Here is a 24,599-nt window from a genome sequence, read left to right on the forward strand (position 1 = left end):
TTCATCGACCCAGCGCAGATGATTTCTCCGCAGCCGGCTAGATCGCGGGTAGCTGCTCGCCTTGTACGACTTCGATGTCGAGGTCGATTTTGACGGTGGTGCCGACGGCGGCCACTCCCGCGCGCACGACCGCGTTGTAATCGATCGCGAAATCGTTGCGATGCAACACTGTTTCGGCGTGGAAAGCAGCACGCACGCCGCCCCATGGATCCGCTCCGAAGCCACCGTAGGTGACCTCGAGATCGACCGGACGGCGCTGCCCGTGCAGGGTGAGCTCACCCGGCATCACCCAGGTGTCACCACCGGTACGACGCAACCCGCTGCCGGTGAATGCGATCAGCGGATAGGTGTCGACATCCAAGAACTCCGGCGAACGGAGGTGATTGTCACGCGCAGAGATACCGGTATCGATACTCGCCGCTTTGATCTCCGCGTGTCCGGTGGACCGCTCGAACGGCTCACCGATATCGAGCCGCCCGCTCACCTCGGCGAATCGGGCCTTGATACTCGCTATACCCAGATGACGCACCGTTGCGATCACCGTCGAATGCACCGGATCGATCGTCCACGGCCCCGGTGGCGGTGCCGCCACCGTCCCGGCGATCGGCGCCAACACCATCTCCCCGAGCACACCCGTCCCGGCTGGAGAGATCCGCACGGTCCGGGCTACGGGCTCGAACCCGACAGCGGTGAGCACCGCGGTATGAACACCCGCGGGCAACAGCTCAGTGCCCACCGCCCCGGTCTCGTCGACGACCGCACGGGCGATCTGGCGCCCCGTCATATCCGTCACTGTCAACACCGCGTTCGGCACCGGCCACCCTTGTGCGGTGCGAACACGACCGGTCAATCCGCTCATCGACGATCCTCGATCTCGTAACCGAGCCGCACATCGTGGGCGACCTCGCCACCGGACACGGTGACCTGCCCGGTCACCGGCGGATAACCGCGCGCAACGACGGTGTACTGCCCTTCGGGCAGATCGGTCACGACATACCGGCCGTTCTCGTCGGTGCGTGCCGTGGCGGTCACCTGCCCCGCGGCGTCGAGCACACTGACCAGGACATCCGGCACCGCTCGGCTGCCCTCGGCCCACGCGGAGCCGGCAAGCACCGCCATCGTGGCCAACTCGATGTCATGACGCAAGACACCGCTGTCCGGCACCGTCAATGTGGTGGCACTGGGACGCATATGTTCAGCGACCGCGACCAGGGTATAGACACCTGAGACCACACCGCGACATACGTAGGTGCCGTCGCCGCCTGTGACAGCCGACCCGACCACCTCGCCACGCGAATCGGTCAACGTGACGGTCGCACCCGGCAGCGGCACACCGGGGCCGGCGGTACGAACGACACCCGACAACTCGCCGGAGCCCACCAAGGTCAGATCCAGGCGATGGGGCCGCTGGCCGACCGGCACGTTCACCGCGGTCGGCTGGTGCCCCATCGCCGACACGATCAACACATAGTCACCCGTCTCCGGCGCGGTGATCGCATAACCACCATCAGCAGCGCTGTTCGCCCGCGCGACCTGACGGCCACCGTGATCAACCAACGTCAACACCGCACCCGGCACCGGACGACCGTCTTCACGATGGACACGACCACCCAACGCCCCACCATCGAAGTCCGACCCCGACAAGCCGCCAGTCGATTGACCGTTCTGTGACGGCGCGGCCATCCGGTACACACGACCGTTCTGCTCTACCACCGCATGCCGCCCGATCGACGCGGCTGGGACCGGCTCGGGCAACACCCGCTCGGCGCCTTCCCAGAGTTGGTTTTCCTCCCAGCTCGACTCCGCGAATGCGTCCAGTTCGGCATCCAGTGCGGCCATGTCGTCCGTGGCAGTCGGATCGTCCTGCACCGCAGAGTTTTTCGTGGTCGGGTCGAGTGCGGGATCGATGTCGATCGTGCGGCGCAGCGGACGGTTCGGCAGCAACGCCGCCGCGATGAGCGCGACGACCGTCGCGGCGGCGGCGATGAGGAAGATCCGCCCGGTCGCGTCACCGTAGGAGGCGCGCACGATGGTCGCGATAGGCGCGGGCAAGGCATTGAGATTCAGATTGCCACCGCCCGTGGTGCCGGTCCGCACGCCGAGCCTGGCGAATCCCTCCGCGGACAGTTCGCTGACCCGGCTGGCCAGCACCGAACCGAGCACCGAGACGCCGATGGCGCCGCCGAAGGTGCGGAAGAAGGCGACGCTGCTGGAGGCGGCGCCGATGTTGTGCACGCTTACGGTGTTCTGTACGGCCAGGACCAGGTTCTGCATCATCATGCCGACGCCGAGGCCGACGATGGTGATGTAGGCGCCGACCTGCCACAGGTTGGTGGCGTGGTCGATGGTGGACAGCAGTGCGAATCCGGTTACCAGCAGCGCGGCGCCGGCGACGACGAAGCTTTTCCATTTGCCGCGTCGGGTGATGAGCTGGCCGGAGCCGACCGAGGCGATCAGCATGCCCGCGACCAGCGGGATGGTCAGAACACCGGCGATGGTCGGGGAGTAGCCGCGTGCGGTTTGGAAGTATTGGCCCAGGAAGGTGGTCGCGCCGAACATGCCGACGCCGACGGCGATGGAGGCGATGATCGCCAGGCCTGTGGTGGGTTCGGTGACGATCGGCAGCGGGATGATCGGCGACTTGGCGCGGGACTCGACCCACACGGTCGCCAGCAGCAGCAGCACACCGGCGCCGACGTAGAGCGCCGACTCGGAGGAGATCCACGCGTAGTAGTTCGCCTTCCCGGCGAAGGACACCCAGATCAGCAGCACCGAGACACCGGCGGTCAGCAGCGCGGCGCCGAGCCAGTCGATCGACACGCCGTCCTTGCGTTCGGTGGGCAGCCGCAGGGTGCGCTGCAGCAGCGCCAGTGCGATCACGGCCAGTGGCACGCATACGAAGAAGCACCAGCGCCAGCCGAGTGGGCTGTCGACGATGACGCCGCCGAGGATGGGGCCGCCGGACATCGAGACCGCCATCACCGCGCCCATGTAGCCGGAGTAGCGTCCGCGTTCGCGTGGGGCGACGATGGAGCCGATGATCGCGACGACGAGCGCGGTCAGCCCGCCCATGCCGATGCCTTGGACGACGCGCGCGGCCAGCAGTATCGGCACGGTGTGGGCGAGTCCGGCGATGATCGAGCCGATGACGAAGATCACGATGGCCGATTGGACCAGCAGTTTCTTGTTGAAGAGGTCGGCGAATTTCCCCCAGATCGGGGTGGAGGCGGCGTTCGCCAGCAGCGCCGTGGTGATGACCCAGGCGTAGGCGGTCTGCGATCCCTCCAGCTCGCCGATGATCGTCGGCAGCGCGGTCGAGACGATCGTCGTGCTGAGCAGCGCCGTGAACAACGCCGCCAGCAGCCCGGTCATCGCTTCCAGGACCTCGCGGTGGGTCATCGCGGAGGGGTCGCGTCGCGTCACCGACTCGACTGAACTAGACATCTACTTCCTGACTCTCTGTCGAAACCGGCTCGCTCCCGCCCACCGCGGTGTGGTGCGCGACTGCGGCCAGTGAATTCCTGAGCTTCTGAACAACCACGACGGCCTGCTCGGCCTCGTCCTCACTCCAATCGGCGAGAGCGGCCTGCAATCCCCGCGCCCGCGACACTCGGATGCGTCGCAGCAGATCGCGTCCTTGGTCCGTGATTTCGATGAGGGTGGCCCGGCCATCGCTGGGATCGGCATGGCGGGCGATGTCGCCGGAACTCACCAACTCGGCGACATGCCTGCTCAGTGTCGATGGGCTGATGCACAAGTCCACGGCCAGATCCACTTGCCGGCATCGCCCCCTGGCCTCGAGGGACCCCAGCACGCCGACGCCACCCGGAAGCAGGTGCCCTTCTTCCGGGTGCGACAGAACAGCGCGCATCGCACGGCCCATGAAATAGAGCTCAGTTATCAGGCTCCGAGCCGCATCGGGTGATACCGCCATGCCCACTCCCAGCGCGAGAATTAGTTGCTTGTGCTACACAACTATAGCGTGCTTACTTGCGCTAAGCAATTAACCACTCACGGGTGACCCAGGTGGCCCGCCGCGAACGAGAAGGGCCGAGCCCGCGACGCCGATTGCAAAACCTAAGGGTTCTAGGATAGAAACTAGGAATCCAAGAGAGAGGAGGTGTGCACATGATGGCCCGAGCGGGACTGACCGCGGATCGGATCACGCGGGCCGCGGCCGATCTCGCCGACGAAATCGGCTTGGAGAACGTCACCATGTCGGCGGTGGCCAAGAAGTTCGGCGTCCAGGACGCCAGCCTGTACTCGCACGTGAAGAATCTGCGAGACCTCCGCGCGCGGGTGTCCGTTCTGGCGGCTACGGAGAAGACCGAACTGATCGCGTCCGCCGTGGCCGGTCGCGCCGGACGTGATGCGCTCGCCGCCTACGCCCACGCCTGGCGGGACTACGCCCTGCGTCACCCCGGCCGCTACGCCGCGACCCAGCTTCCGTTCGATCCCGAAATGACGCCCACCGCGACCGGCGCGCTGCACGCCATCGAGCTGACCTACGGCATGCTGCGCGCCTACGGTCTGGCCGAACCCGACCGGACCGACGCGGTCCGCTTGCTGCGCAGCACCTTCCACGGATACAGCGTTCTGGAGGCGACCGGCGGCTTCGGGCACACGCGCTCGACCGCCGAGTCCTGGGAACGCATCATCGACGCCCTGCACGTCGCCCTGGAGCAGTGGCCGACCGACAAGGAGAAATCATGAGATCCGGCACCCTGCGAGTCCCGGGAGCCACCCTGTACTACGAGGTCAGCGGCGCCGGGCCGGTGCTGCTGTTGCTGCCGGGCAGCGGAGGCGACGCGGCGGTGTTCGATCCCATCCTCGAGCCACTCGCACAACACTTCACCGTGGTCACCATCGACCCGCGCGGCTACTCGCGCAGTGTGCTCGACCCCGGCCCACCGGCCGACATCGAGGTCGAGGTGCAGAGCGAGGACGCCCACTTGCTCCTCGAGCACCTCACCCCCGAGGACGAGGACGCTTACGTGTTCGGCGGCAGCGGCGGGGCGGTGGTCGCGCTCGACCTGCTCGCCCGGCATCCCGAGCGGTTGCGTCTGGTTATCGCGCACGAGCCGCCCTCCTTCGGGGTGCTGCCCGATGCCGCCGAGCACAAAGCGTTCGTCGACGAGGTGTACGAACTGTTCGTCACCGACGGTCTCGCCGCCGCGGGCGCCCGCTTCCTCGAAGGCATCGGCGGAGGTGTGCGGATGCCCGATCCCGCCGAACTCTCCCCGCGCGCCGCGGCGATGATCGAACGCCTGCACGCCAACGCGCCGCGCAACATGGCGCACGAGTTGCGCACGATCACCTCCCATCTCCCCGACGTCGCGGCCTTGGCGCCGGTCAGCGACCGCCTTGTGCTCGGGGCAGGACGAGAGAGCAAGGGCAAGCTCCCCCACCGTCCCGCGGAAGCGCTCGCCGAGCAGCTGAACATTCCGCTCACCGAATTCCCGGGCGGGCACAGCGGATTCACCGACGCACCTGCCGAATTCGCCGATCTGCTGCTCGACTTGCTGCTCGCCGCGCGCGTGGACTGATCAGCGCGGTGCGACCGACCGATTGCGGCTATGCGCGGAGAACCGGCAGCGGGTAAGACGGGCTGTCCACCTCGCTGCCGCTCGGCTTTCCGCTGGTGCTGATGGACGTCACCCGCGTGACGGCGGAGGCGGCCACGCCCGTCGGCCAGTTCGGTCAACGCGGCGGTTCGAACCTTCCTCGCGGACCTGCCGATTCGGCGGCGGAGACCAGCAGGCGATGAGTCGCCGCTCGACTCGGGCCGGATTCCATTTCCATCAACTATCTTATGAGTGAATTGCGGCCTATGGAATCGGTCGGCTGCACGCATCGAGTCGAGTATCCCGACCCCGGCGGCCTACCGGGGCAGGATCATCGATTTCAGATCCGGCAGGTTGCCGATGCGCTGGGATGCGGGCCGATCAGCGGCATCGGTTTGCGGTGATCCGGTTTCCCGCAGCCGGGCGCGCACTTCCGCAGGGGTCTTGCGTCCGGCCGCCGCCGCACTCATGCCCTGATAGCTGGTGACCGCGCCGACCACGATCGGGGACGCGCTCGAGGTTCCGCTGAACACGTCGGTGTACCAGAGGTCCTCGTCCGGACCGCCTTGCAGGTCACCGTACCCGGTCGTGGTGACTTCCAGGCCCCAGCCCTGCACGTCGACCCGCTTTCCGTAGTTGGAGAACGGCAAGCGGGAGCGGGCCGTGCCGTTGTCGCGGCCATGGAAGCCGGGTGGCGGTGCGCCGGCTCCGACGATGATCGCACCGGAGTCGGCTTCGCCGCCGCGAAAGGGATTGCGCCACGTGCTCGGGAACTCCGCGGGGCGGGAGTCGTAGATCGCGGCGTCGAGGTCTTCGCCGCCATTGCCTCCCGCCTCCACCACGACAACGCCTTTACCGACCGCGTAGTTGATCGCCGCGAAGTCGTCGGGCCACCATTCGATCGCGATATAGCCGCGCTGATCCGGCCGGTTGGCGTAGGCGAAACGCGGGCCAGGCCGATGTAGTTCGAGCAGCATCACATCGCCGGGGTTGAGCACGTCCGCCGCCGAGCGGATCGCGGACGCCGATCCGGACCCGAAGATCGACAGCGCGCGGATATACGCTTCGGGCACGATCCCGGTGATGCCGTAGGCATTCACGTCACCGCTGATCACTCCGGCGACCGCCGTGCCGTGGTCGCGCCAACCCTGCTCCGGTGACGGGGTGCCTCCGATCACCCCACCCTGGTTGACCTGCAAGTCCTCATGGGTGAACCGCCACGCGCCCTCGACATCCACCACTCGCACACCGGTCCCGCGGCCCCCCGGCACCGTCCACGCCCACCGAGCGTCGATCCCCTGCGGGGCGGCATCCAGATATCCTTGCCGTACCGCGAAATCCGGCGTGACCGGCGGGGCCTCGGCGGCGGAACGGCCGGTGATCGCTCGCGCGCCTTCCGGCGCTATCGGCGGCTCGGCGGGCGGTTTCACATATGCCGCCGCGATGTCGTCCGCGGTCCGCAACCGCTCGGCCAGTTCGTCGAGTCGGCCGGTGACACCGCGGACGTAGAAGTAGTTGAGATACTCCGCTCCGGTCTCCAGGCGTGAGGTGCCGGCGAGCCTGCGCTCCAAGCGGTTCGCCGGTCCGAAGATGCGCACCAGTTCGCTCCCGGCCGGAAGTAGTTCCGTCAGACGAGCTTGCGCGCTGTGACTGTCGCTCAGAGCGATCGGCGTGATCGCGGTACCGGCGCCATGGGTGACCACGATGAGTTCCGCGGGCGACCGGAGCTCGGATTGCTGGGATGCCATGGCGCCCAGTCAACCTGGATAGCATCCTGCTCGCCACCTCGAGATCAGCCATCCAAGCGCAAGGTCGGCACCATCCCCGGCAGCGCGACCGTGTCGCGGCGGGAGCCCACGGAGAACAAGGCCTCCAGCGTCCCGATCGCGATCATGCACGATCCGGCTACCCAGCCGAGCGTGTCCGGTGACTCGAACGACACCGAACCGACCAGTAGACCGAGTGCCAGCGTGATCAGCCCGAACAACTCCTGCCGTCCGCGCCCGGGCAGATCATCGACCCAGACCGCCACGGTGGCGTGACAGATCCCGCGGATCGCCCACGCCAATCCGATCCAGAACGACAGCAGCGGAGCCGAATTCCCGCCCGCGAAGCAGAGCACCGCGAGTAGGGCCGACAGCGCCCCACTGACCAGCACAAGCATCCGCAGCGGGGTCACGAAGCGGGCACCGAGCGCCACGACCAGTTGTAGGGCGCTGTTGAGCAATAGGTAGCCGCCGGACAGCAGTTCCGCTGTCGGCAGCGATTTGTGCGGCCACACCGCTAGGGCCACACCCATGATCATCGAGCAGGCACCGGCCACCAGTACCGTCTGCCGGGCTGCCCCGGCCAGTGGTTCCGTACGCCCTTCGACTCCGTTTTCGGGCATAGCTACATGATATGACCAGAGCCGCGGTTAGCGGCTCGTTTGCCCTATCCCGATCCTCGTCATGCGCGCGGGCACACCGCTCCGTTCGAATTACGCAGTCAGGCTGATGAATACGCCGGTGGCAATGGTGTCGTCGAGCCGCCACCACGCGTCGACCCGACCGGCAACCGCCGACTCCACAGGCGAGACCGGCACTTGCAGAAGGCGATGGATACGAAGGATCCGATCGCCCACCGGGATGTCGGTGTAGAACAATCCATCCCGAGCTGGACCGAAACCTCCTGCGAGAGAGAGCGTATCCGCGACGTGTACCGTGACCGAGGGGTCGGGCGTGTCGCTCTCGCTTTGGGCCTGAGGCCGCGCGTTCCCGATGAGCGCGGAGACGATCTGGGCCACCGCGACCGGGTCACGGGTGGCGTCGTACACCCACCGGGTGCCGAGGACACCGTGTTCGGAAATGCCCACAAGCGCCTCGGCGGCGTCCGGCAGCGGTGCGCCCCGGTAGGTCAGCGGCACGTGATAGGTGTGCGGCTGCGCGCCGGAGTGATCGGTGATCACCACGAATTCGATCCCGACTTCCCCGTCCGGGTCATCGAGCCGGAAACCACCGGCTTTGTGCAGATCCGCTGGTTTTTCACCGCGGTACCACGCGCGGCCGGGCAGCCACGAGGTCAGCAGTTCCATCTTCGTGGGAACCATGGTGGTCCGATGGATGACGGCCATGCTCGACTCCTCCTCCACGTCGCACACGTCGCACACCGAGATGCACCGAGATGCACCGAGATGCACCGAGATGCACCGAGATGCACCGAGAGCCTAGTACGGAAGCCCTGCGCCCGCTCAGGCGTCGTCGCGCCGGTCGGGCTCGGTAGCGGGTGATTTGCGGCGAGCTTCGGCGAGGAGTTCGTCGAGCTGGGCTTCGGCGCGTTCGGCGCGCGCGAGGGTCTGCACGCGAGCTTCGTCCAGCGCTTCGAGCCGCTGAGCGGCTTCCGCGCGCGCCTTGTCGACAGTCGCGGCGGCCTCTGCGCGGACGGCGGCGAGTTCGGCGGTCGCGGCGCGACGGGTTTCGGCGAGTTCGGCGCGGGTGGTGTCGAGTTCGGCCCGTACTCGGCGCCATTCGGCTCGCGCTTCGTCGGCGGCTTCGGCGCGCTCCGCGGCGGCGCGCTCGGCTCGTTCGGCCGCTCGTTCGGCGTCCGCCGCGCGCTGCACGGCGAGATCGCGCTCGGAATGGGCGGCCGCGACCAGGGCTTCCGCCTCACGCCGGGCGTGTGCGATGTCGGTCTCCGCGCGACGCTCGCCGCGCTCGACTTGTTCGGCGGCTTGCTTTTCGATGCGTTCGATCTGTTCGGCGGACTCGCGGCGCACGGTGCGGACTTCGGCTTCCGCTGCGCTGCGTGCGGCGAACACGTCATCGGCCGCCTGCTTGGTGACGCGTTCGACCTCACGCAGCGCGTCGTCGCGCGCCGAATTCGCCTCGGCGACCAGCCCTTCGGCGTGTTCGGCGGCGCCGGCCGCGTCGTCGGCGGCGGATTCGGCGAGCTCCCTCGCCTCCTGCGCCTCCCGCCGCGCCTGCTCGGCCACTACCGCCGCGCCTTCCGCCTCGGCGATCCGCCGCGCCGCGTCCACCTGAACCGCCTGCACCTGGGCTTCCGCGACCGCCGGGTCGGCCAGCGTGGACAACTCCGCGACCGCGGCGTTCAGCGTGGTGTTCAACTGCTCGGCGAGTCCCCGGAATTGGGTGAGCAGTTCATCGGCCCGCAATCGCGCAACGGTCACCGGCCCCGGCTGCGTCACAGTGACAGCAGTGGCCGCAGTCTCGGCCTCCTGCTGTTGCCGTTGCCGCTCGCGCCACGCACGCCAGCGCGTGTGGTCGGGCCGGTCGCAGTACTCCGAGGGACGACCGGGTCCTGCTCCGCTCGGAATCGGGCGCGTACAGCCCGGATAGTTGCACACCTTCGACACGGCCAGATCGTAGCGTTCGATTCTGCGCAACCTCGCTTCCCCACCGAGGACGTATCACGCACTTCAGGCAGTGCGGCGGCCGTCCTGGCTCAGTAAATACGAGGTCAACGACCAGCGTGAGCTGACCAGCGACCCTATCCGCCGCGCGGCCGAAAGGATTGGAGGCGCTCACGCGCTCACGTCACGTTTCGGCACCGGCTGGCCGCAGTAGCGGAGTAGGCATCGAAGAACGGCGTGGACTTGCCCACCGGCAGAATCAGCCATGCAGCAGCCAGATCCGTCGCCGGATCGCCAGCGCCCAGCGCGCCGAAATCGAGCACGCCGGAGAGCATGCCTTCGCGGACAACGACTTCCAGTTCTGCGCCGGATGTTTGCCCTGCCGCGGTCGAGGACGGTGCCCCACACCGGCCGGGTCTGGCGGTCCCGGTGGTCAGAGGCCGGCTCGGCGGCGGACGGTGCGCTCGAGGATCCCGAGGGTGGCTTTGAGGGAGGACCGGGGAACCACCGGGAAGCTGAGCCGCTGCTTCCACTTCTCATCGATCTGTGACCAGTCGCAATACGACGTGACGAGGGTGCCGCCCTCGGCCGGTGCCAACCGGTAGCCGTAGATGTGGCCGAATCGGCGGCCACCGGTTTCGACTGTCCAGGCGATCTCCTCGTCCGGAACGAGCCTGGTGATGACGACCTCGACCTCGTACCTGCCCAGGGGAACGTCCCCGAGGGCCTCGCGATCCATGTGGACCAGGAATCGGTCGCCGGGACGCTCGACCGGCTTCCCTTCGGCGTCGATCAGCATTCCCGATGCGTCGATGTCCACGTGCCCTTTCGGGTCGGTCAGCACCGCGAAGACGGCATCGGGGGATGCGGGGATGAGCCGGGAGACCTCGACCCGTTCGGCGTCTGCCGGTTTCCCTTCGGCAGGAGGCGTTTCCGCAGTGGCGATGAGAACCGCCCTGCCGAGGATGTGCGAGGTCATGGCGAAGCCGAGCAGGGCCGGGGTGGAATCGACCGGCACGCCGATGGATTCGACGTCGAGGGCATGCACCACGACCAAATATCGGTGTGGTCCGTGCCCCGGCGGAGGGGCCACGCCGCTGAACCTGGCCGCGCGGGCGTCGTTGGGCAGTTGGAAGGAGCCGGTCGGCAGACCCGCCCCCGTGTCGTCGCCGGCACCCTCGGGCAACTCGGTCACGGTGGCCGGGATGTCGGCGACCGCCCAGTGCCAGAATCCCGACCCGGTCGGAGCGTCGGGGTCGTAGACGGTGACGGCGTAGCTCGCCGTGCCTTCCGGCGCGCCGCTCCAGGACAGCTGCGGGGAGACGTCCTTCCCGCCGGGAACGCCGGAGGAGAACTGCGCGGGCGACCAAGCGCCGCCGTTGGTGACCGTGGTGCTGGTGACGGTGAAGGAGGCCGCCTCGGGGAGGCGGGCGAAGGGGTCGTTGGCGCTCATCGGTGTCTTCTTTCCGTTCATCTACCGACATCCACGGTACAAAAATAATCGATTATTCTCTAGATGATCTATTATCTGAGTATGCATCGGACATCGCGCACTCCGGACTCACCCGGAAAGAAGATGCTCTCCGAGCAGGTCTACGCGCACCTACGGGGCGCGATCATGCGCGGAGAATACGCTCCCGGTCAGGCCCTCAAGCCGCAGGATCTGGCGAAGAAGATGGACGTGAGCCTTGCCGTCGTCCGCGAGGCGCTGGTGCGGGTGGTCGGCGAGGGCCTCGCCGACCGGCTACCCAACCGCGGCTTCGCCGTTCCCGCCTTCTCCGACCGCCGATGGCAGGAGATCGCGGAGGCCCGCCGGACTATCGAGCCAGTCCTCTTGCGTATGTCCATCGAGCGCGGCGACCTGGACTGGGAGGCTCGCGTGCGAGCCGCCCACCACCGCTTGGCCGGCACTCCGGTGTACCTACCGGGAGACGGCGAACACTACAGCGAGGCATGGTCCGAATCACACCGGCTCTTTCATCGCGCCCTGGTCGAGGGCTGCGGTAACCCAGTCCTACTGGAGACCTTCGACCGGCTGTGGACCGCCAGCGAGCTGACCCGCCGCTGGTCGACCCGCCGCAACCCCGACCGCGACGGCCTCGAAGAACACCGCCGTCTGGAAGAGGCGGCACTGGCCCGTGACGCCGACGCCGCAGCCGACGCATTGGCCCGGCACCTCACCCTGACTGCCGCCGGACTGGAACCGTGATCGGTGAGGCTGGAGTGCCGGACAGGCGCAGCCCGCCCCCGGTGGGGCCGCCGGGGACGCGGACAGCACCAGCAGCTTCCTTCGGCGAACGGATCGCCTTCTCCGCCCGACAGCCGTGAGGTCATGCGAGTTTCGGGAGTGACTCACGTCACTGGTCGATGCTGTCAGGGATTGGGGAGCTGTCTCGTTCAGGGAGCACGCGAACCAGACAGGAGCGAACCATGAAGCACCGCATCGTCGTCCTCGGGGCCGGATACGCCGGAGCCTTCTCCGCCGGATACCTGGCGCGCCAACTCCATTCCGACGACTTCGAGATCACCGTCGTCAACGCCGAACCCGATTTCGTCGAGCGGCTGCGCCTGCATCAGCTCGCCGCCGGGCAGGATCTCCGCCACCGGCCGCTGGCGGAGATGTTCGCGGGTACCGGCATCCAGCTGCGACTGGCGCGGGTAACCGACGTCGACGTCGAGCACCGGAGTGTCACAGTCGCCGACGCCGAGGGCGTCGAGCGGCTCGGATACGACACCCTCCTCTACGCGCTCGGCAGCGCTGCCGCCGACCACGGCGTTCCGGGCGTCCACGAGCACGCCTTCCCCGTGGCCGCGCGGCCGTCCGCGCTGCGCCTGCGTGCACGCCTGGACGAGCTGGGCGGAGACGGGAAGGTGCTGGTAGTCGGCGGCAATCTGACCGCGATCGAAACCGCCACCGAGATCGCCGAATCACGCCCAGGCCTTCGGGTCGGCCTGGCCACCAGCGGCGAACTGGGCGGCTGGCTGGGCACGAAGGCTCGCCGTCACCTGCTGCGCGCCTTCGACAGGTTCGATATCACGGTCCACCAGCACACCACCATCGAGCGCGTCGAGGAGGCGGCAGCGGTCGCCGCCGACGGCACCGCTTTCGCCTCCGACGCGACCGTGTGGGCCGCAGGCTTCGCCGTCCACCCGATCGCCGCCGCCAGCGGCCTCGAGGTGGTGGCCAACGGCCAGATCACGGTCGACCGTCAGATGCGGTCGGTCTCCCACCCGGACGTCTACGTCGCCGGTGACAGCGTCTTCGTCATCGGTGACAACGGTCGGCCGTTGCCGATGTCCTGCGCTTCCGCGGGATTCACCAGCATGCAGGCGACCGCCGCGATCATCGGGGACCGGACCGGGCGCAAGGTCTCGACGACCTCGCTGGCGTATGTCGGCAACCACATCAGTCTCGGCCGCAAGGATGGGATCTTCCAGCTGGTCGACGGTGACGCACGTGCGAAGTCGTGGGCCCTGTGCGGCGGGACGGCCGCGCGCGTCAAGTCGGCGATCCTTCGGACTGCCGCCTGGAGCGTGAGCCACCCGACCTTCGGAAAGCCGAGTCGCCACTATCGCTCGGCCACCACCGCAGAGCACTCGCCCCACGTGGTCGCCGCATAGGGTCGTGCCCATGGACACTGCCACCGTGGCGCGTTTCGAGGCCAGCCGCAATCGGCTGGCCTCCCTCGCCTACCGTCTGCTCGGCTCGGCCGCCGATGCCGAGGACACGGTGCAGGACGCGTTCCTGCGGTGGCAGGCCGCCGACCAGGAGTACGTCGATGTGCCCGAGGCATGGCTGACCAAGATCGTCACCAATCTGGCGCTCGACCGGCTCCGTTCGGCGAAGGTGCGCCGCGAACGCGCGGTCGGCGCCTGGATGCCCGAACCGCTCCTCGACGGTGACCCGATGCTGGGTCCGGCCGACACCGTCGAGCAGCGCGAATCGGTGACCCTAGCGGTGCTGACGCTCATGGAGCGTCTGTCGCCGATCGAACGGGCCGTCTACGTGCTACGCGAGGCCTTCGCCTACAGCCACGCCGAGATCGCCGAGATTCTCGGCATCACCGAGGCCGGCAGTCAGCAACACACCCACCGAGCCCGGCGCCGAATCGCCGCCGCGGGCAACGGCACCGACGTCGACCGAGCCGCGGCGCGCCGAATCGTCGAGGCGTTCGTCGACGCCGCCTCCTCGGGCCGGACCGAACGGCTGCTGGCGCTGCTGACCGACGACGCGACCGGCATCTCCGACGGCGCCGGGCTGGGGCTGGCCGAGAAGCTGATCCGGTACTCGACCCCGCAGCGGATCGCCGGCGTGGTGCGGGCCGGCTTCAAGCCGTCTCCGGCCAAGCGGAGAGTCGCCGGCGGCTCGCCCTCGATCCATGCCGCCGTGGTCAACGGCTGCCCCGCCATGCTCGCCACGCTCGACGACCGCGTCGTGGGCGTGGTGGTCCTGGAGATCCGTGACGACAAGATCGCAGGCATGCGCGGCATCGCCGCGCCGGACCGACTCGGTCGCCTCACCCAAGAATGGCAGCGGCAGGAGCATGCCGCCCCGCTGATCGAATCGTGGTAAGCGGCTGTCCGACAGTCGATTTCACGTTCGTCAGTGGCCACTGACGCGTTGGTGGATCTGTTCGAGCTGATGCGCAAGATCAACACGGGGCGGATCGGCGCGTGGAACAGGATATTGCCGGAGGCATGGGGATGCGATCGATTTGCCGGGAAAGAGGCCGGTGGCCTTACGCGGCACGGTTGTTCAGCCAGGTGCGGTAGCGGCGCAGTGCGCGACGCTGGAGCACGGTCTCGTGGAGGAGAGCGACCTTGGGGTTGATCCCGGGACGCGCGCGCCGTCCGGCGCCGAGGCGGCGAAGCTGTTGTCGCACTCGGGCCATGCTCGCGGCGGACGCGACAGCCTTGTCCTTGATCTCGACGGGTGCGAGTTCGACCTTGGCGTCAGCGTCCCGGCGCCACCGGTTCGGCAGGTCAGGGTCGACGGCCAGCGCGCTGCCCATGCCGACGAGATCGATGCCGCCGGCCAGGACCTCCTCGGCCACCGGTCGCCGGAGGACACCTCCGGTCAGCATCAGTGGCAGCGGGCTGGTTGCCGCGAGTTCTTCGGCGAGAGAGAGGAAGTAGGCCTCGCGGGCTCGGGTCCGCTGGTCACTGGCTTGGCCGGTCATGGCAGGGGCCTCGTAGCTGCCCCCGGAGAGTTCGACGAGGTCGACGCCGAGCGGGGCCAGCATCGCGAGCACGGTCGCGGCGTCGTCAGCATCGAAGCCGCCGCGCTGGAAGTCGGCGGAGTTGAGTTTGACCGCGACGGCGAAGCCGGAAGCGACCGCGGCCCGCACCGCACGCACGATATCGAGCAGCAGCCGGGCCCGATTCTCCAGGCTGCCGCCCCACTGGTCCGCGCGCCGGTTGGTCAGCGGCGAGAGAAACTGCGACAGCAGATAGCCGTGGGCGGCATGGATTTCCACACCGTCGAACCCAGCCGCCTCGGCCCGACGCGCCGTCTCGGCGAAGCGCTGCACGGTTTCCTCGATCTGCCGCGGGGTCATCTCGACCGGGTCGGCGAATCGCTTGCTGTTCTTGCCGACATCGACACGGATCGCCGACGGCGCCCAGGCGACGCCGGGCATGTCCGCGCGCACCTGCCGGCCGGGATGGTTGATCTGCATCCACACCCGCGCGCCGCCGCTCTTCGCGGCGACGGCCCACCGACGGAACGGTTCCAGCGGCGACTCCGCGTCCAGGACGACTCCGCCCGGCCCGGTGAGCGCCTCGGCGTGGACCATGACATTGCCGGTGATGATCAGTCCGACCCCGCCTCGACTCCAACGTCGATAGAGCCGGAACAGGGACTCGTCGGGGAGTTGACCGGATGCGGCCATGTTCTCCTCCATAGCGGCCTTGGCCAGCCGGTTGGCGACCACGGAGCCGTTCGGGAGGGTGAACGGCGCGAAGACCGGTGAAGTCCGCTCCGCGCCGCCTGACCTCGCAGGGATGGGGGCTGTTGATGGCATCGCCGCTCCTGAATGCGGTAAGTTTACATTGCTAACATGAGCCTAGAAAGGGATGTAAGCGATGTCAACTTCGGCGAAAAGGAGTGGCTACCATCACGGCAACCTCAGGGCGTCGCTACTGACGGCGGCGATGCACCTACTCGAAGTCGGCGAACCGTTCTCGCTGCGTGCCATCGCTCGCGAGGCAGGCGTGTCGCCGACCGCGCCCTATCGACACTTCGCCGACCGCGACGCCCTGGAGTCCGCCCTGGCCGTGCAGGGCTTACGTGACCTGAAGGCGGACCTGAGCGACGGACGCGAGCTCCCGACATCGGCGGCGGGGCTCGGCGAGCTGGCGGTCGCCTATGTCGAGTTCGCCCTGCGCCGACCGGCGTTGTTTCGCCTGATGTTCGGCAACGCCTGCGACGAGGGCAACGAGGAGCGGGTCCAGGCGGCAGCGGAAATCCACGATCTCGTACAACTCGCGATGAAGCAGGTCTTCCCGGACGGCGACCCCCAGGCGCTGGCCTCGGCATGGTGGGCGCTGGCCCATGGCATGGCATACCTACACCTGGACGGCAAGCTCCCGGCGGAGTCGAGCCACGAAGTGGCCGATCGAGTGCGCGCCGCGTTCGCCGCGATCCTTTCCGCGCGCACACAGTAGGCCGGCGCCGCCCAGAGTGTGCCCACTCACACCGACACGAGTGTTGACAGTGCTCACATCCCGCCCTAGCCTCGCTAATGTACGCAATGTAAACATTCAGGAGGATGACCAACCATGAGCAAACGCATCTTGAACGTCGTCACCAACGTCGGCCACTACGACGACCCGTCCCACCCGACCGGTTTGTGGTTGTCCGAGCTCACCCACGCCTGGCAGGTCTTCGAAGAGCACGGATTCGAGCAGACCATCATCAGCCCGGCGGGCGGCCCCGCTCCCCTGGAACCGCGGTCACTGAAGTTCCCCAACTACGACAAGACCGCGAAAGCCTGGCGTGCCGATCCGGCACGGATGGCGCTGCTGGAGAACACCGTCAGCCCCGACCAGATCGACTCGGCCGACTACGACGCCATCTATTTCACCGGCGGGCATGCGGTGATGTACGACTTCCCCGACAGCGAGGGCCTGCAGCGCATCACCCGGGAGATCTACGAGCGCGGCGGCATCGTCTCCTCGGTCTGCCACGGCTACTGCGGCCTGCTCAACACCAAGCTCTCCGACGGGTCCCACCTTGTCGCCGGTCGCAGGGTGACCGGGTTTGCCTGGCAGGAGGAAGTCCTCATCCGCGTAGACAAGCTCGTGCCCTACAACGCCGAGGACGAGATGAAAAAGCGCGGCGCCCGCTACGAGAAAGGCAAGCTGCCGTTCCTGTCCTACGCCGTGGTCGACGGCAACCTCGTGACCGGCCAGAACCCCGGATCAGCCAAGGAGACGGCGAAGAAGGTCGCCGCCCTGCTGTGACCCCTCCGCACCGGCGTCCCACTCGAAGTGGATGGCTCACGCGCCGCCGAGCCGGGCGGATGCCAACCGCAAGCGTTCGGCAAAGCGGCGTTCGGCTCCCGGCTAGGCGAGCCGGCGCGGAACTGACACCAGTCACCGGAGATCCTTCGAGCCAGAGATCGACTGCCGACAACCCCTGGCAACTCCCGTTCGCTCCCAGTGCCTCGTCCGGAAAGATCGAACCGGGCCGCCAGGCCATGACAACCGATGAACGGTTTGCGCCCGGAAGCGATGTGCACCTGCGGATCTGGTTGGGTGGCATGGTCTTCGACTACGCGGCCACCGCCGTGGCGGCTCGCAATGTGATCGATGACTGGAGCCGAAAGCATTGGGTCACAATCGAATTGATCTGCGACACCATCGAAGAACATCTACCGCTGCCCCGCCTGCCGTACGAACGATTGTTCTTCGGCCCGTGACAAGCAGGTGTAGTCCACCACCGGATACCGGGCTTCACGCACGACGGCGTCGGGGTGACCCACGGCTGCGGTTGGGCACCAGGTGCAGACCATGCCCCTGGCTGGTCACCGACCACCTCCCGCTCCGACGCTTTGACATAGGTCCAGGGAGTCGAACCGGTGTGTATGCCAGATAAGGCGTGAGCGTTCCTCGGGATAAGGCTGGGTAGTCGGCTCGGCGCTGTAGACACGAGTGGATCGGCTTCCCGGATCGTAGGACGCCCAGCCAGGGTTTCCGGTGGTCGCGAAACGCACCCAGTCGCTGCGCATTTGATAGGAGACCTCCAGGACCTCATTCGCGGCGTTCGGGTGGGCCAAGGGGTGGCCACGCACCTCATCGGCGCTGAGCGTGCCGAACACAAGCAGCATGTCCAGGCTGTGCGAGGCACCCTGATCCCGGCGGAAGCTCCAGCACAGTTCATAGAGCCACACGGGTCCATGCCCGGCGTGTTGGGCGTCGGCGAGATGCAGGCTCGGCATCCGAAGCAGCCAGTCGGAGTTGACGAGCTCATACAGCTGTTCAGGGGCGGCCTCCGGGTAGGCGGCGCGGTATCCGCCGCTGCTGTCCGAGACGGGCGCGAGACGTTCGAGTGCGGCGGTCGCATGCTCATCGGTCATCTCTGTGCCGCGGCGGGCGTTGAACAGCGAGTACTCGTCACGGGTGTGTCCGATGAGCAGATCGATACCCCGCGCGGCACCGTTGGCGAGCGCATGCCACGGCGAAGCAGGCAGTACGACGCCATCGACAACCGGTGAGAACGGCGTAGGCGTCAGCGCCGTGGGTCCCCAGGATTCGACGAATTCGGGCATCTTCCGAATCACCGCGTCGGTCGCCTCGATCAGCGCACGCGGCGGGATACCGGCGAGCTCATCGACGGTGGCGCGCACACCGAGTTCCGCGGCGATCGTCGCGGAGATCGCGCCGGCGAGCCGTGGGGAGAAGTACGTGCCCGGCAGGCTCTGCGATATCGCACGACGAAACAGCCCCGCTGCCATGGGCATAGCGAGCAGCGCCGCGACAGAACCAGCTCCTGCGGACTGGCCGAACACAGTGACGTTGCCGGGATCGCCGCCGAACGCGGCGATATTGTCCTGTACCCACCGCAAGGCTGCGATCTGGTCGAGAATGCCGCGGTTGTCCGGGGCCCCGGCGATGTAGGCGAAACCTTCCACGCCCACTCGATAGTTCATGCTGACCATCACCACACCGCACGCGGCGAGAGTCGCACCGTCCTGGTGCGGGTTGCTGGCGGCGCCCTCGAGGTATCGGCCCCCGTGAATCCACACCATCACCGGCAGCCGGACGGTACCGAGCTCGGGTGACCAGACGTTGAGCGTCAAACAGTCCGCGGAATCATCATCGGCGCTGCCGGACACCGACGACATCACCGAACCTCGATGGCTCGCTTGGGGAACCGGTGGACCGAATTCCAGCGCGTCGCGGACACCATCCCACCGCTGTACTGCAACGGGAGCCGCGAACCGACGCGCGCCGAATGGTGACTCGGCGAAGGGGATGCCCCGGAAGATCGCGACTGCGTTCTCCCACCTGCCGCGCACAATCCCCGCAGTCGTTCGGATCTCTGGTTCGAAACGCCCCCAACCTTCAACGCGCACATCAGAACCCCCGCCAGTCACGCCCACCACCCCGTCCATGCCGTTCGTCGACGCCAGATCGCGGGTGATCATGCCACAGTGGCCGAGAATTTCGAGACATTGGCCAGATACACATTTACGGTCGTCAGATTCACTGATACTTGGCCAGTTTCATCGAGACGGGACCACTCCAGGTCCAGTCGTCTCCGAAATCAGCCCTCCAGTTCTGACCTCCGATAAGTGAACCTTATCGGTGGTCAGGACGACGCTTCATGTCCGGCTACCGTTGCGATAATTACGTTTCGTAGCGTTAGGAGTGACGTAACTAAACCGCCACGAAAAGAGCTAAAAACTGGGTACCCCCTCTGCTGACTTCAAATGTCAGTTCTCATCTGATCTGCCGGGATAGGTGATAACCGAAGTGGCTTGCCTGTCGGGACGGGCCGAAGGATGCCCTCTGCCCAAAGCCGTATCCCCCGCGAGCTTCGTGAGGACGTCGGCCGTGTCGCTCGCAACGCCGAGGTGACCCTGGAGCAGATCGCCGCCGATTTCGGGATCCACCCGGTGACGCTGCCGAAATGGATGCGCCAGGCCGACGTCGACGAGGGAACCGAGCCGGTGTCCGGCGGCATCCTGCATACCGATCGCGGATCGCAAGCCCGGCCGATTCCGCAGCCGAAAGTTCGCACGCCCTGACTCTTCACGGCATGACCGGATCGGTGGGCCGCGTCGGCGCGGCCGGTGACAACACCTGATCGAACGGACCTATAACGTCACTGTGACGCATGGTGTTTCCGTGCGCCAACGCGCATCGGACGGCACTAACACAGGCGAATTGTCACTCGACAGACTCCGCAAGTGCCGCCGCTTCGGTGCCGTAGGCTGGCATTCCTGCGCCGAAAGTCGTGGCGCGAACAAGTCCGTCATCGTTAGGAACGCGGGAGCCCGAACCATGGACGATCGATCCAGTGTGGTCGCGGTTCCGGAGTCGGTGCGCACCGAGTTGCGCCGTGGGGTGCGCAGCGTGCTGGTCGATGCGGCGGCACTGCGGCTGGTGCGTGACCGTTTCGATGACGATCAAGCCGGATCGCTGCGGCGGTATCTCGAAGCGTCGCAGTCGGCGAACACGCTGCGCGCTTATCGAGCCGACTGGGTGGCGTGGTCGGCGTGGTGTGCCACCGAGGGGCGTCAGGCATTGCCTGCCGACGCGCTCGACGTGGCCGTCTATCTCGCGGCGGCGGCCGACGCCCGCCGCGCCGGCGGCGAATGGGCGTTCAGTCCCGCGACTTTGGAACGCAAGTCGGCCGCGATCGCCGCGGTGCACGCGGCCAACGGCCTGCCGTCACCGACTCGATCCGATGTGGTGCGCCTGACGCTGCGCGGCATCCGCCGCACCCGGCGGGCGCAACCCCGACGCAAACGCCCTGTCCTGCTGCATACTCTCGATCAACTGCTGGGCGGACTACCCGAACCGGGCTGGCCCGCCGAACCCGCCCGGCGCCGGGATTCGCTCGTGCTGCTCGTCGGTTTCGCCGGCGCCCTTCGCCGCAGTGAACTGGCCGGTCTGCGCATCGGGGACGTCGAAGTCGGTCTCGACCACACGACCGGCGAACCGATTCTGTTGATCCGGCTGCCCGCGACGAAGACCGACCCTACCGGCGCGGCCGAACAGCGCGTGGCGCTCCCCCGTGGCCGCCGTCCCGCGACCTGCCCGGTCTGCGCCCTCGCCGACTGGCTGCGCCTACGCGAAACACACGCCGCTGCGGGGACTATCGGTGTCCGGTCCTGGCTCGCCGACCTTCCCGCGAGATCGGCCGACATCCACCGTTGCCACGGCTTCACCGGCACCACGCTCACCGACGCGGATCTACCTCTCTTCCCCACCGTCAACCGGCACGGCGCGATCGGCGACCGCGCCATGTCCGGGCGGGCGGTCGCCGAACTTGTCAAGCGTTATGCCGCCAGGGCCGGGCTGGACCCCGACCTGTTCTCCGGACATTCGCTGCGCGCCGGCTTCGCCACACAGGCCGCGCTCGGCGGCGCCAGCGACCGCGAGATCATGCGTCAGGGACGCTGGACCAACCCGCGCACCGTTCACGGCTACATCCGCACCGCCAACCCCCTGGAAGACAACGCGGTGACCAAGCTCGGATTGTGAGCCCGGAATCAGGATGAATCGCATTGAATGCAACACCGCATTCTCGCGATGAAGGCTGCGACGCACATCGAGAGCAATTGCCACCCTCGCGGGTCACCGCGAAAATCGCGCCCCGCTTGATTACATTTTCCGGCCGTGCACGGGGTCCGCCTGCCTCGTGGGCGCGTCTACTAATTTCCGGGGCGGCACCGACCTCGGGGCACGTCGCCATGACCAGCGGCGGTCGAACAGTCGGCGGACGGAGCGGAACACAGTAGCCATCTGTGACATATCCCGTTGCGCAAGAAGTCATTTCATGGCCCTCGTCAATCGAGTCGGCACTGCCGACTCCCTGACCTGGGATATGACAGAACGAGTGCGTCAATTTGAACCGAAGGCCACCTGCTCGACTTTCTCGTTTGCGCGAAGCGGCATTTTATGTCCGCTGCGACAGGCCGATACCGTCGAATTCACGGAGTGGAATTTTCGGTCGGCCGAAGAGTGCGCGGCCGCATTGCGTGCCGGTGACGTAACCTCGGCGGAACTGACCGACGAAGCGATCGCTCATATCGAGCGGGACGGCAAGGTGGCGGCCGGCGTTCTTTCGTAGCGGCCGGCGACGGTGCGGGGTTGTTCGAGCCGGTTGATACCGCGGCGAGCATGTTGCGTGCCGGTAGATAGCGGGTCGAACGCCGGTGGCCGGCCTGGCAAGCGGCGGCGGCCGGCCCTTGTGAGGTGAATGGCGTTCACCTATGGTGGTGAACGCCATTCACCTCCGAGAGGGTTTCGCTGTGCCCATTGATTCGCATCCGTCGACGTCTCCGACTGCCGACCGTGGCGTCATGGCCGTTCTGGCGGCTGGTGGCATCGTCACCACGCTGGTGCAGACCGCAGTCGTGCCGCTGCTGCCGCAACTGCCCCGGCTGACCGGCGCGGCACCGGTCGATGTCGGGTGGGTGGTCACACTTACGCTGCTGACCGGCGCGGTCGCCACCCCGCTGCTTGGGCGTGCCGGGGACATGTACGGCAAGCGGTCGATGCTTCTGCTCGCGCTCGGGGCACTCGCCGTCGGGTCGCTGGTGTGCGCATTCGCCTCCACCCTCCCGTGGCTGTTGGTAGGGCGGGCGCTGCAGGGTGTGGGCGCGGCGGTGGTGCCGCTGTCGATCAGTTTCCTGCGGGGTGTGCTGCCGCCGCAGCGGACGGGTTCCTCGGTGGCGCTGATGAGTTCGACGGTGGGCATCGGCGCGGCTCTTGGTCTGCCGCTGGCCGCGCTGTTGGTGCAGTACGCGGACTGGCACGCGATGTTTTGGGCCATGACCATGCTCTCGACGGGTGTGCTCGCCCTGGCGTGGCGGCTGCTGCGGAAAGAGCTGGTCCGGTCGCCGGGGCGTTTCGACCTACTCGGGGCGTGCGGGCTGAGTGCGGGGCTAGTGTTCTTGCTGCTGGCTTTGTCGAAGGCAGGTGAGTGGGGCTGGGGCAGTTGGCGGGTTCTGGGCCTGTCGGGGGCGGCGCTGCTGATCCTGACGGGCTGGACTGTCCACCAGCGCCGCGTGTCGCGGCCACTGGTGGACGTGCGCCTCGCGATGCGTCCGGCGGTTCTGCTGCCCCACCTGGCCGCGTCGCTGGCCGGGTTCGCCTTCTACGCCAACTCCCTCGTCACCGCGCAACTGGTCCAGGCGCCCCGGGTCACCGGGTACGGTCTAGGGCTCTCGGTGGTGGCGGCGGGTGTATGCCTACTGCCCAGCGGTGTGATCATGGTGTTGTGTGCTTCCTTGTCCGCCCGCCTGTCCGCCGCCCGCGGGGCCAAGGCCACCCTCACCCTGGGCACGATGATCATCGCGGGCGGCTATGGCCTACGCATCGCCGACAGTCGGCAATTGTGGGCGGTCATCGTGGGCGCGGCCGTGGTCTCGGTCGGCACGGCACTCGCCTACTCCGCCCTGCCCCTGCTGATCATGCGGGCGGTGCCGCTGGAGCAGACCGCCGCAGCGAACGGCCTCAATGTTCTCATGCGCACCATCGGGCAAGCCTTGTGCAGCGCGGTGGTCGCCACCGTGCTGGCCCAGCACACCCGCCCGTTCGCCGACACGGCGGGCGTGGCCGTGGCGGCGCCGACCCTGAACGGGTACCGGATGGCCTTCGCCGTCGCAGGCGCGGTCGCTCTGCTGGCCTGCGCGGCCGCCTGTCTCGTCCCGCGCCAGCCGCGATCCGCGCCGTCCCTCCTCCAGGAGCCTGAACAAGATGTCCGACCCGAACTCCCCCTCTCCGCGCAGTGCCCGCCTGCGATCGAGGTCCATAGATCCGCCGAAGCCCGACCCGGCCCAGGACCGGTCGGCACGACCGCGTGATGCCGACGCCCGCCGTGCGGACATCCTCGCCGCAGCCCGGCGCGCCTTCGCACGCCACGCCTACGCCGACACCACCATCGCCGCCATCGCCGACGACGCAGGCGTGAGCCCGGCGCTCGTGATGAAGTACTACGGCACCAAGGAACACCTGTTCACCCAGGTCTTCACCTTCGACGCCGACGCCACCGCCCTCTTCGACGCCCCCTTGGACCGCCTCGCCCGGCACATGGTCTTGCATCTGATCGCCACCCAACGCGGAAAGACCCGCGACCCGATCCTGCGCATCGCCTTCTCCCGCCACCACTTGGAACTCGGCGGGCAGGCACGAGCCAACTTCCGCACGCAGGTCATCGACGCCCTCGCCGCCCGCCTCCCTGGCCCGGGCGCCCCGCTGCGAGCGGAGATGGCCATCGGTGTGCTGCTCGGCCTCGGCGCCCTCTACGCGACCGTCCAAGCCGACCAGCTCACCCAACTGGACCCCGACGAAGTCGCCGACCTGTACGTCCCACTCCTGCAACCCCTGCTCTGCGGCGAGGCCCCGACGGGCAGCTGACCAGCGCGGGATTGGCCGAACCCCACTGGGTGGGGTGCCAGTGGCCTTGTGTAAGTGCCGTGGAGAGAAGCCCGTACCTGATATTTGCTGAC

The 24,599-nt window shown here is 67.6% G+C and carries 23 protein-coding genes and 1 pseudogene; 13 read left to right on the forward strand and 11 right to left on the reverse strand.

Annotated features, from left to right (window positions below):
• Positions 1–37 precede the first annotated feature (37 nt).
• Genes ACIHAX_RS15110 through ACIHAX_RS15120 form a run of 3 tightly spaced genes read right to left on the reverse strand, consistent with a single transcriptional unit; the run spans position 38 to position 3,871 of the window.
• Complete coding sequence (locus ACIHAX_RS15110) at positions 38–859, reverse strand: YceI family protein (RefSeq protein WP_397277915.1); 822 nt, start codon at positions 857–859, stop codon at positions 38–40.
• Positions 856–3,444, reverse strand: a complete 2,589-nt coding sequence (locus tag ACIHAX_RS15115; protein WP_397277917.1) for an MFS transporter — start codon at positions 3,442–3,444, stop codon at positions 856–858. The genes ACIHAX_RS15110 and ACIHAX_RS15115 overlap by 4 nt, the downstream gene beginning before the upstream one ends.
• Complete coding sequence (locus tag ACIHAX_RS15120) at positions 3,437–3,871, reverse strand: MarR family winged helix-turn-helix transcriptional regulator (RefSeq protein ID WP_397277919.1); 435 nt, start codon at positions 3,869–3,871, stop codon at positions 3,437–3,439. The genes ACIHAX_RS15115 and ACIHAX_RS15120 overlap by 8 nt, the downstream gene beginning before the upstream one ends.
• 257 nt (positions 3,872–4,128) lie before the next feature.
• On the opposite strand from ACIHAX_RS15120, the gene ACIHAX_RS15125 reads away from it, so the two are divergent.
• Positions 4,129–4,713, forward strand: coding sequence for a WHG domain-containing protein (locus ACIHAX_RS15125; protein ID WP_364426450.1), 585 nt, complete (start codon positions 4,129–4,131; stop codon positions 4,711–4,713).
• Positions 4,710–5,546: an alpha/beta fold hydrolase gene (locus ACIHAX_RS15130; protein WP_397277921.1), complete on the forward strand. Its 837-nt coding sequence runs from the start codon at positions 4,710–4,712 to the stop codon at positions 5,544–5,546. The genes ACIHAX_RS15125 and ACIHAX_RS15130 overlap by 4 nt, the downstream gene beginning before the upstream one ends.
• A gap of 335 nt (positions 5,547–5,881) precedes the next feature.
• On the opposite strand, the gene ACIHAX_RS15135 is transcribed toward ACIHAX_RS15130, so the two are convergent.
• The 6 genes and pseudogenes from ACIHAX_RS15135 to ACIHAX_RS15160 form a co-directional block, all read right to left on the reverse strand.
• Entirely contained in the window at positions 5,882–7,312 is a 1,431-nt protein-coding gene (locus ACIHAX_RS15135) for a S8 family peptidase (protein ID WP_397277923.1), read from the reverse strand.
• Between the two features lie 44 nt (positions 7,313–7,356).
• Positions 7,357–7,953 carry a DUF308 domain-containing protein gene (locus ACIHAX_RS15140; protein ID WP_355074023.1) on the reverse strand — a complete coding sequence of 199 codons (597 nt, stop codon included), beginning with the start codon at positions 7,951–7,953 and terminating at the stop codon, positions 7,357–7,359.
• Between the two features lie 90 nt (positions 7,954–8,043).
• Positions 8,044–8,676, reverse strand: coding sequence for a 1,4-alpha-glucan branching protein (locus ACIHAX_RS15145; RefSeq protein WP_397277927.1), 633 nt, complete (start codon positions 8,674–8,676; stop codon positions 8,044–8,046).
• A gap of 117 nt (positions 8,677–8,793) precedes the next feature.
• Positions 8,794–9,729, reverse strand: a complete 936-nt coding sequence (locus ACIHAX_RS15150; protein WP_397277929.1) for a hypothetical protein — start codon at positions 9,727–9,729, stop codon at positions 8,794–8,796.
• Between the two features lie 362 nt (positions 9,730–10,091).
• A complete protein-coding gene (locus tag ACIHAX_RS15155) occupies positions 10,092–10,445 on the reverse strand; it encodes a phosphotransferase (protein ID WP_397277931.1) in 354 nt (117 codons plus the stop codon).
• Between the two features lie 392 nt (positions 10,446–10,837).
• Positions 10,838–11,365 (reverse strand): annotated as a pseudogene (locus ACIHAX_RS15160) (YbhB/YbcL family Raf kinase inhibitor-like protein); the annotation flags it as partial.
• Between the two features lie 81 nt (positions 11,366–11,446).
• Between ACIHAX_RS15160 and ACIHAX_RS15165 the strand changes: the two are divergent.
• The 3 genes from ACIHAX_RS15165 to ACIHAX_RS15175 all read left to right on the forward strand — a co-directional run bounded on the left by ACIHAX_RS15165 (position 11,447) and on the right by ACIHAX_RS15175 (position 14,485).
• Positions 11,447–12,121, forward strand: a complete 675-nt coding sequence (locus ACIHAX_RS15165; protein WP_397277933.1) for a GntR family transcriptional regulator — start codon at positions 11,447–11,449, stop codon at positions 12,119–12,121.
• A gap of 221 nt (positions 12,122–12,342) precedes the next feature.
• Positions 12,343–13,533 (forward strand): NAD(P)/FAD-dependent oxidoreductase, encoded by a 1,191-nt coding sequence (locus ACIHAX_RS15170; protein ID WP_397277935.1) that lies wholly within the window; start codon positions 12,343–12,345, stop codon positions 13,531–13,533.
• A gap of 10 nt (positions 13,534–13,543) precedes the next feature.
• Entirely contained in the window at positions 13,544–14,485 is a 942-nt protein-coding gene (locus tag ACIHAX_RS15175; RefSeq protein WP_397277937.1) for a sigma-70 family RNA polymerase sigma factor, read from the forward strand.
• 166 nt (positions 14,486–14,651) lie between these two features.
• Here ACIHAX_RS15175 and ACIHAX_RS15180 read toward each other — a convergent pair whose 3' ends face one another.
• Complete coding sequence (locus ACIHAX_RS15180; RefSeq protein ID WP_397277939.1) at positions 14,652–15,935, reverse strand: NADH:flavin oxidoreductase/NADH oxidase family protein; 1,284 nt, start codon at positions 15,933–15,935, stop codon at positions 14,652–14,654.
• A gap of 61 nt (positions 15,936–15,996) precedes the next feature.
• Here ACIHAX_RS15180 and ACIHAX_RS15185 point away from each other — a divergent pair, with 61 nt between their 5' ends.
• From ACIHAX_RS15185 to ACIHAX_RS15195, 3 genes are all read left to right on the forward strand, one after another.
• A complete protein-coding gene (locus ACIHAX_RS15185; RefSeq protein WP_355074034.1) occupies positions 15,997–16,578 on the forward strand; it encodes a TetR/AcrR family transcriptional regulator in 582 nt (193 codons plus the stop codon).
• A gap of 114 nt (positions 16,579–16,692) precedes the next feature.
• On the forward strand, positions 16,693–17,376 hold the full coding sequence (locus tag ACIHAX_RS15190; RefSeq protein ID WP_355074036.1) for a type 1 glutamine amidotransferase domain-containing protein: 684 nt from the start codon (positions 16,693–16,695) through the stop codon (positions 17,374–17,376).
• Positions 17,377–17,648: 272 nt separating this feature from the next.
• Positions 17,649–17,834: a hypothetical protein gene (locus tag ACIHAX_RS15195; RefSeq protein ID WP_397277942.1), complete on the forward strand. Its 186-nt coding sequence runs from the start codon at positions 17,649–17,651 to the stop codon at positions 17,832–17,834.
• Positions 17,835–17,939: 105 nt separating this feature from the next.
• On the opposite strand, the gene ACIHAX_RS15200 is transcribed toward ACIHAX_RS15195, so the two are convergent.
• A complete protein-coding gene (locus tag ACIHAX_RS15200; protein ID WP_397278071.1) occupies positions 17,940–19,529 on the reverse strand; it encodes a carboxylesterase/lipase family protein in 1,590 nt (529 codons plus the stop codon).
• A gap of 390 nt (positions 19,530–19,919) precedes the next feature.
• Here ACIHAX_RS15200 and ACIHAX_RS15205 point away from each other — a divergent pair, with 390 nt between their 5' ends.
• The 5 genes from ACIHAX_RS15205 to ACIHAX_RS15225 all read left to right on the forward strand — a co-directional run bounded on the left by ACIHAX_RS15205 (position 19,920) and on the right by ACIHAX_RS15225 (position 24,507).
• Positions 19,920–20,165: a hypothetical protein gene (locus ACIHAX_RS15205; RefSeq protein ID WP_364426486.1), complete on the forward strand. Its 246-nt coding sequence runs from the start codon at positions 19,920–19,922 to the stop codon at positions 20,163–20,165.
• Between the two features lie 256 nt (positions 20,166–20,421).
• Positions 20,422–21,627, forward strand: coding sequence for a site-specific integrase (locus ACIHAX_RS15210; protein WP_355074040.1), 1,206 nt, complete (start codon positions 20,422–20,424; stop codon positions 21,625–21,627).
• Between the two features lie 295 nt (positions 21,628–21,922).
• Positions 21,923–22,216 (forward strand): hypothetical protein, encoded by a 294-nt coding sequence (locus ACIHAX_RS15215; RefSeq protein ID WP_397277944.1) that lies wholly within the window; start codon positions 21,923–21,925, stop codon positions 22,214–22,216.
• 232 nt (positions 22,217–22,448) lie between these two features.
• Positions 22,449–23,954, forward strand: coding sequence for an MFS transporter (locus tag ACIHAX_RS15220; RefSeq protein WP_397277946.1), 1,506 nt, complete (start codon positions 22,449–22,451; stop codon positions 23,952–23,954).
• Positions 23,848–24,507: a TetR family transcriptional regulator gene (locus tag ACIHAX_RS15225; protein WP_355074052.1), complete on the forward strand. Its 660-nt coding sequence runs from the start codon at positions 23,848–23,850 to the stop codon at positions 24,505–24,507. Before ACIHAX_RS15220 ends, ACIHAX_RS15225 begins: the two co-directional genes overlap by 107 nt.
• The last annotated feature ends 92 nt before the right edge of the window (positions 24,508–24,599 follow it).

The organism is Nocardia sp. NPDC051929 (assembly GCF_044548645.1).
Classification (GTDB): Bacteria; Actinomycetota; Actinomycetes; order Mycobacteriales; family Mycobacteriaceae; genus Nocardia; species Nocardia sichangensis.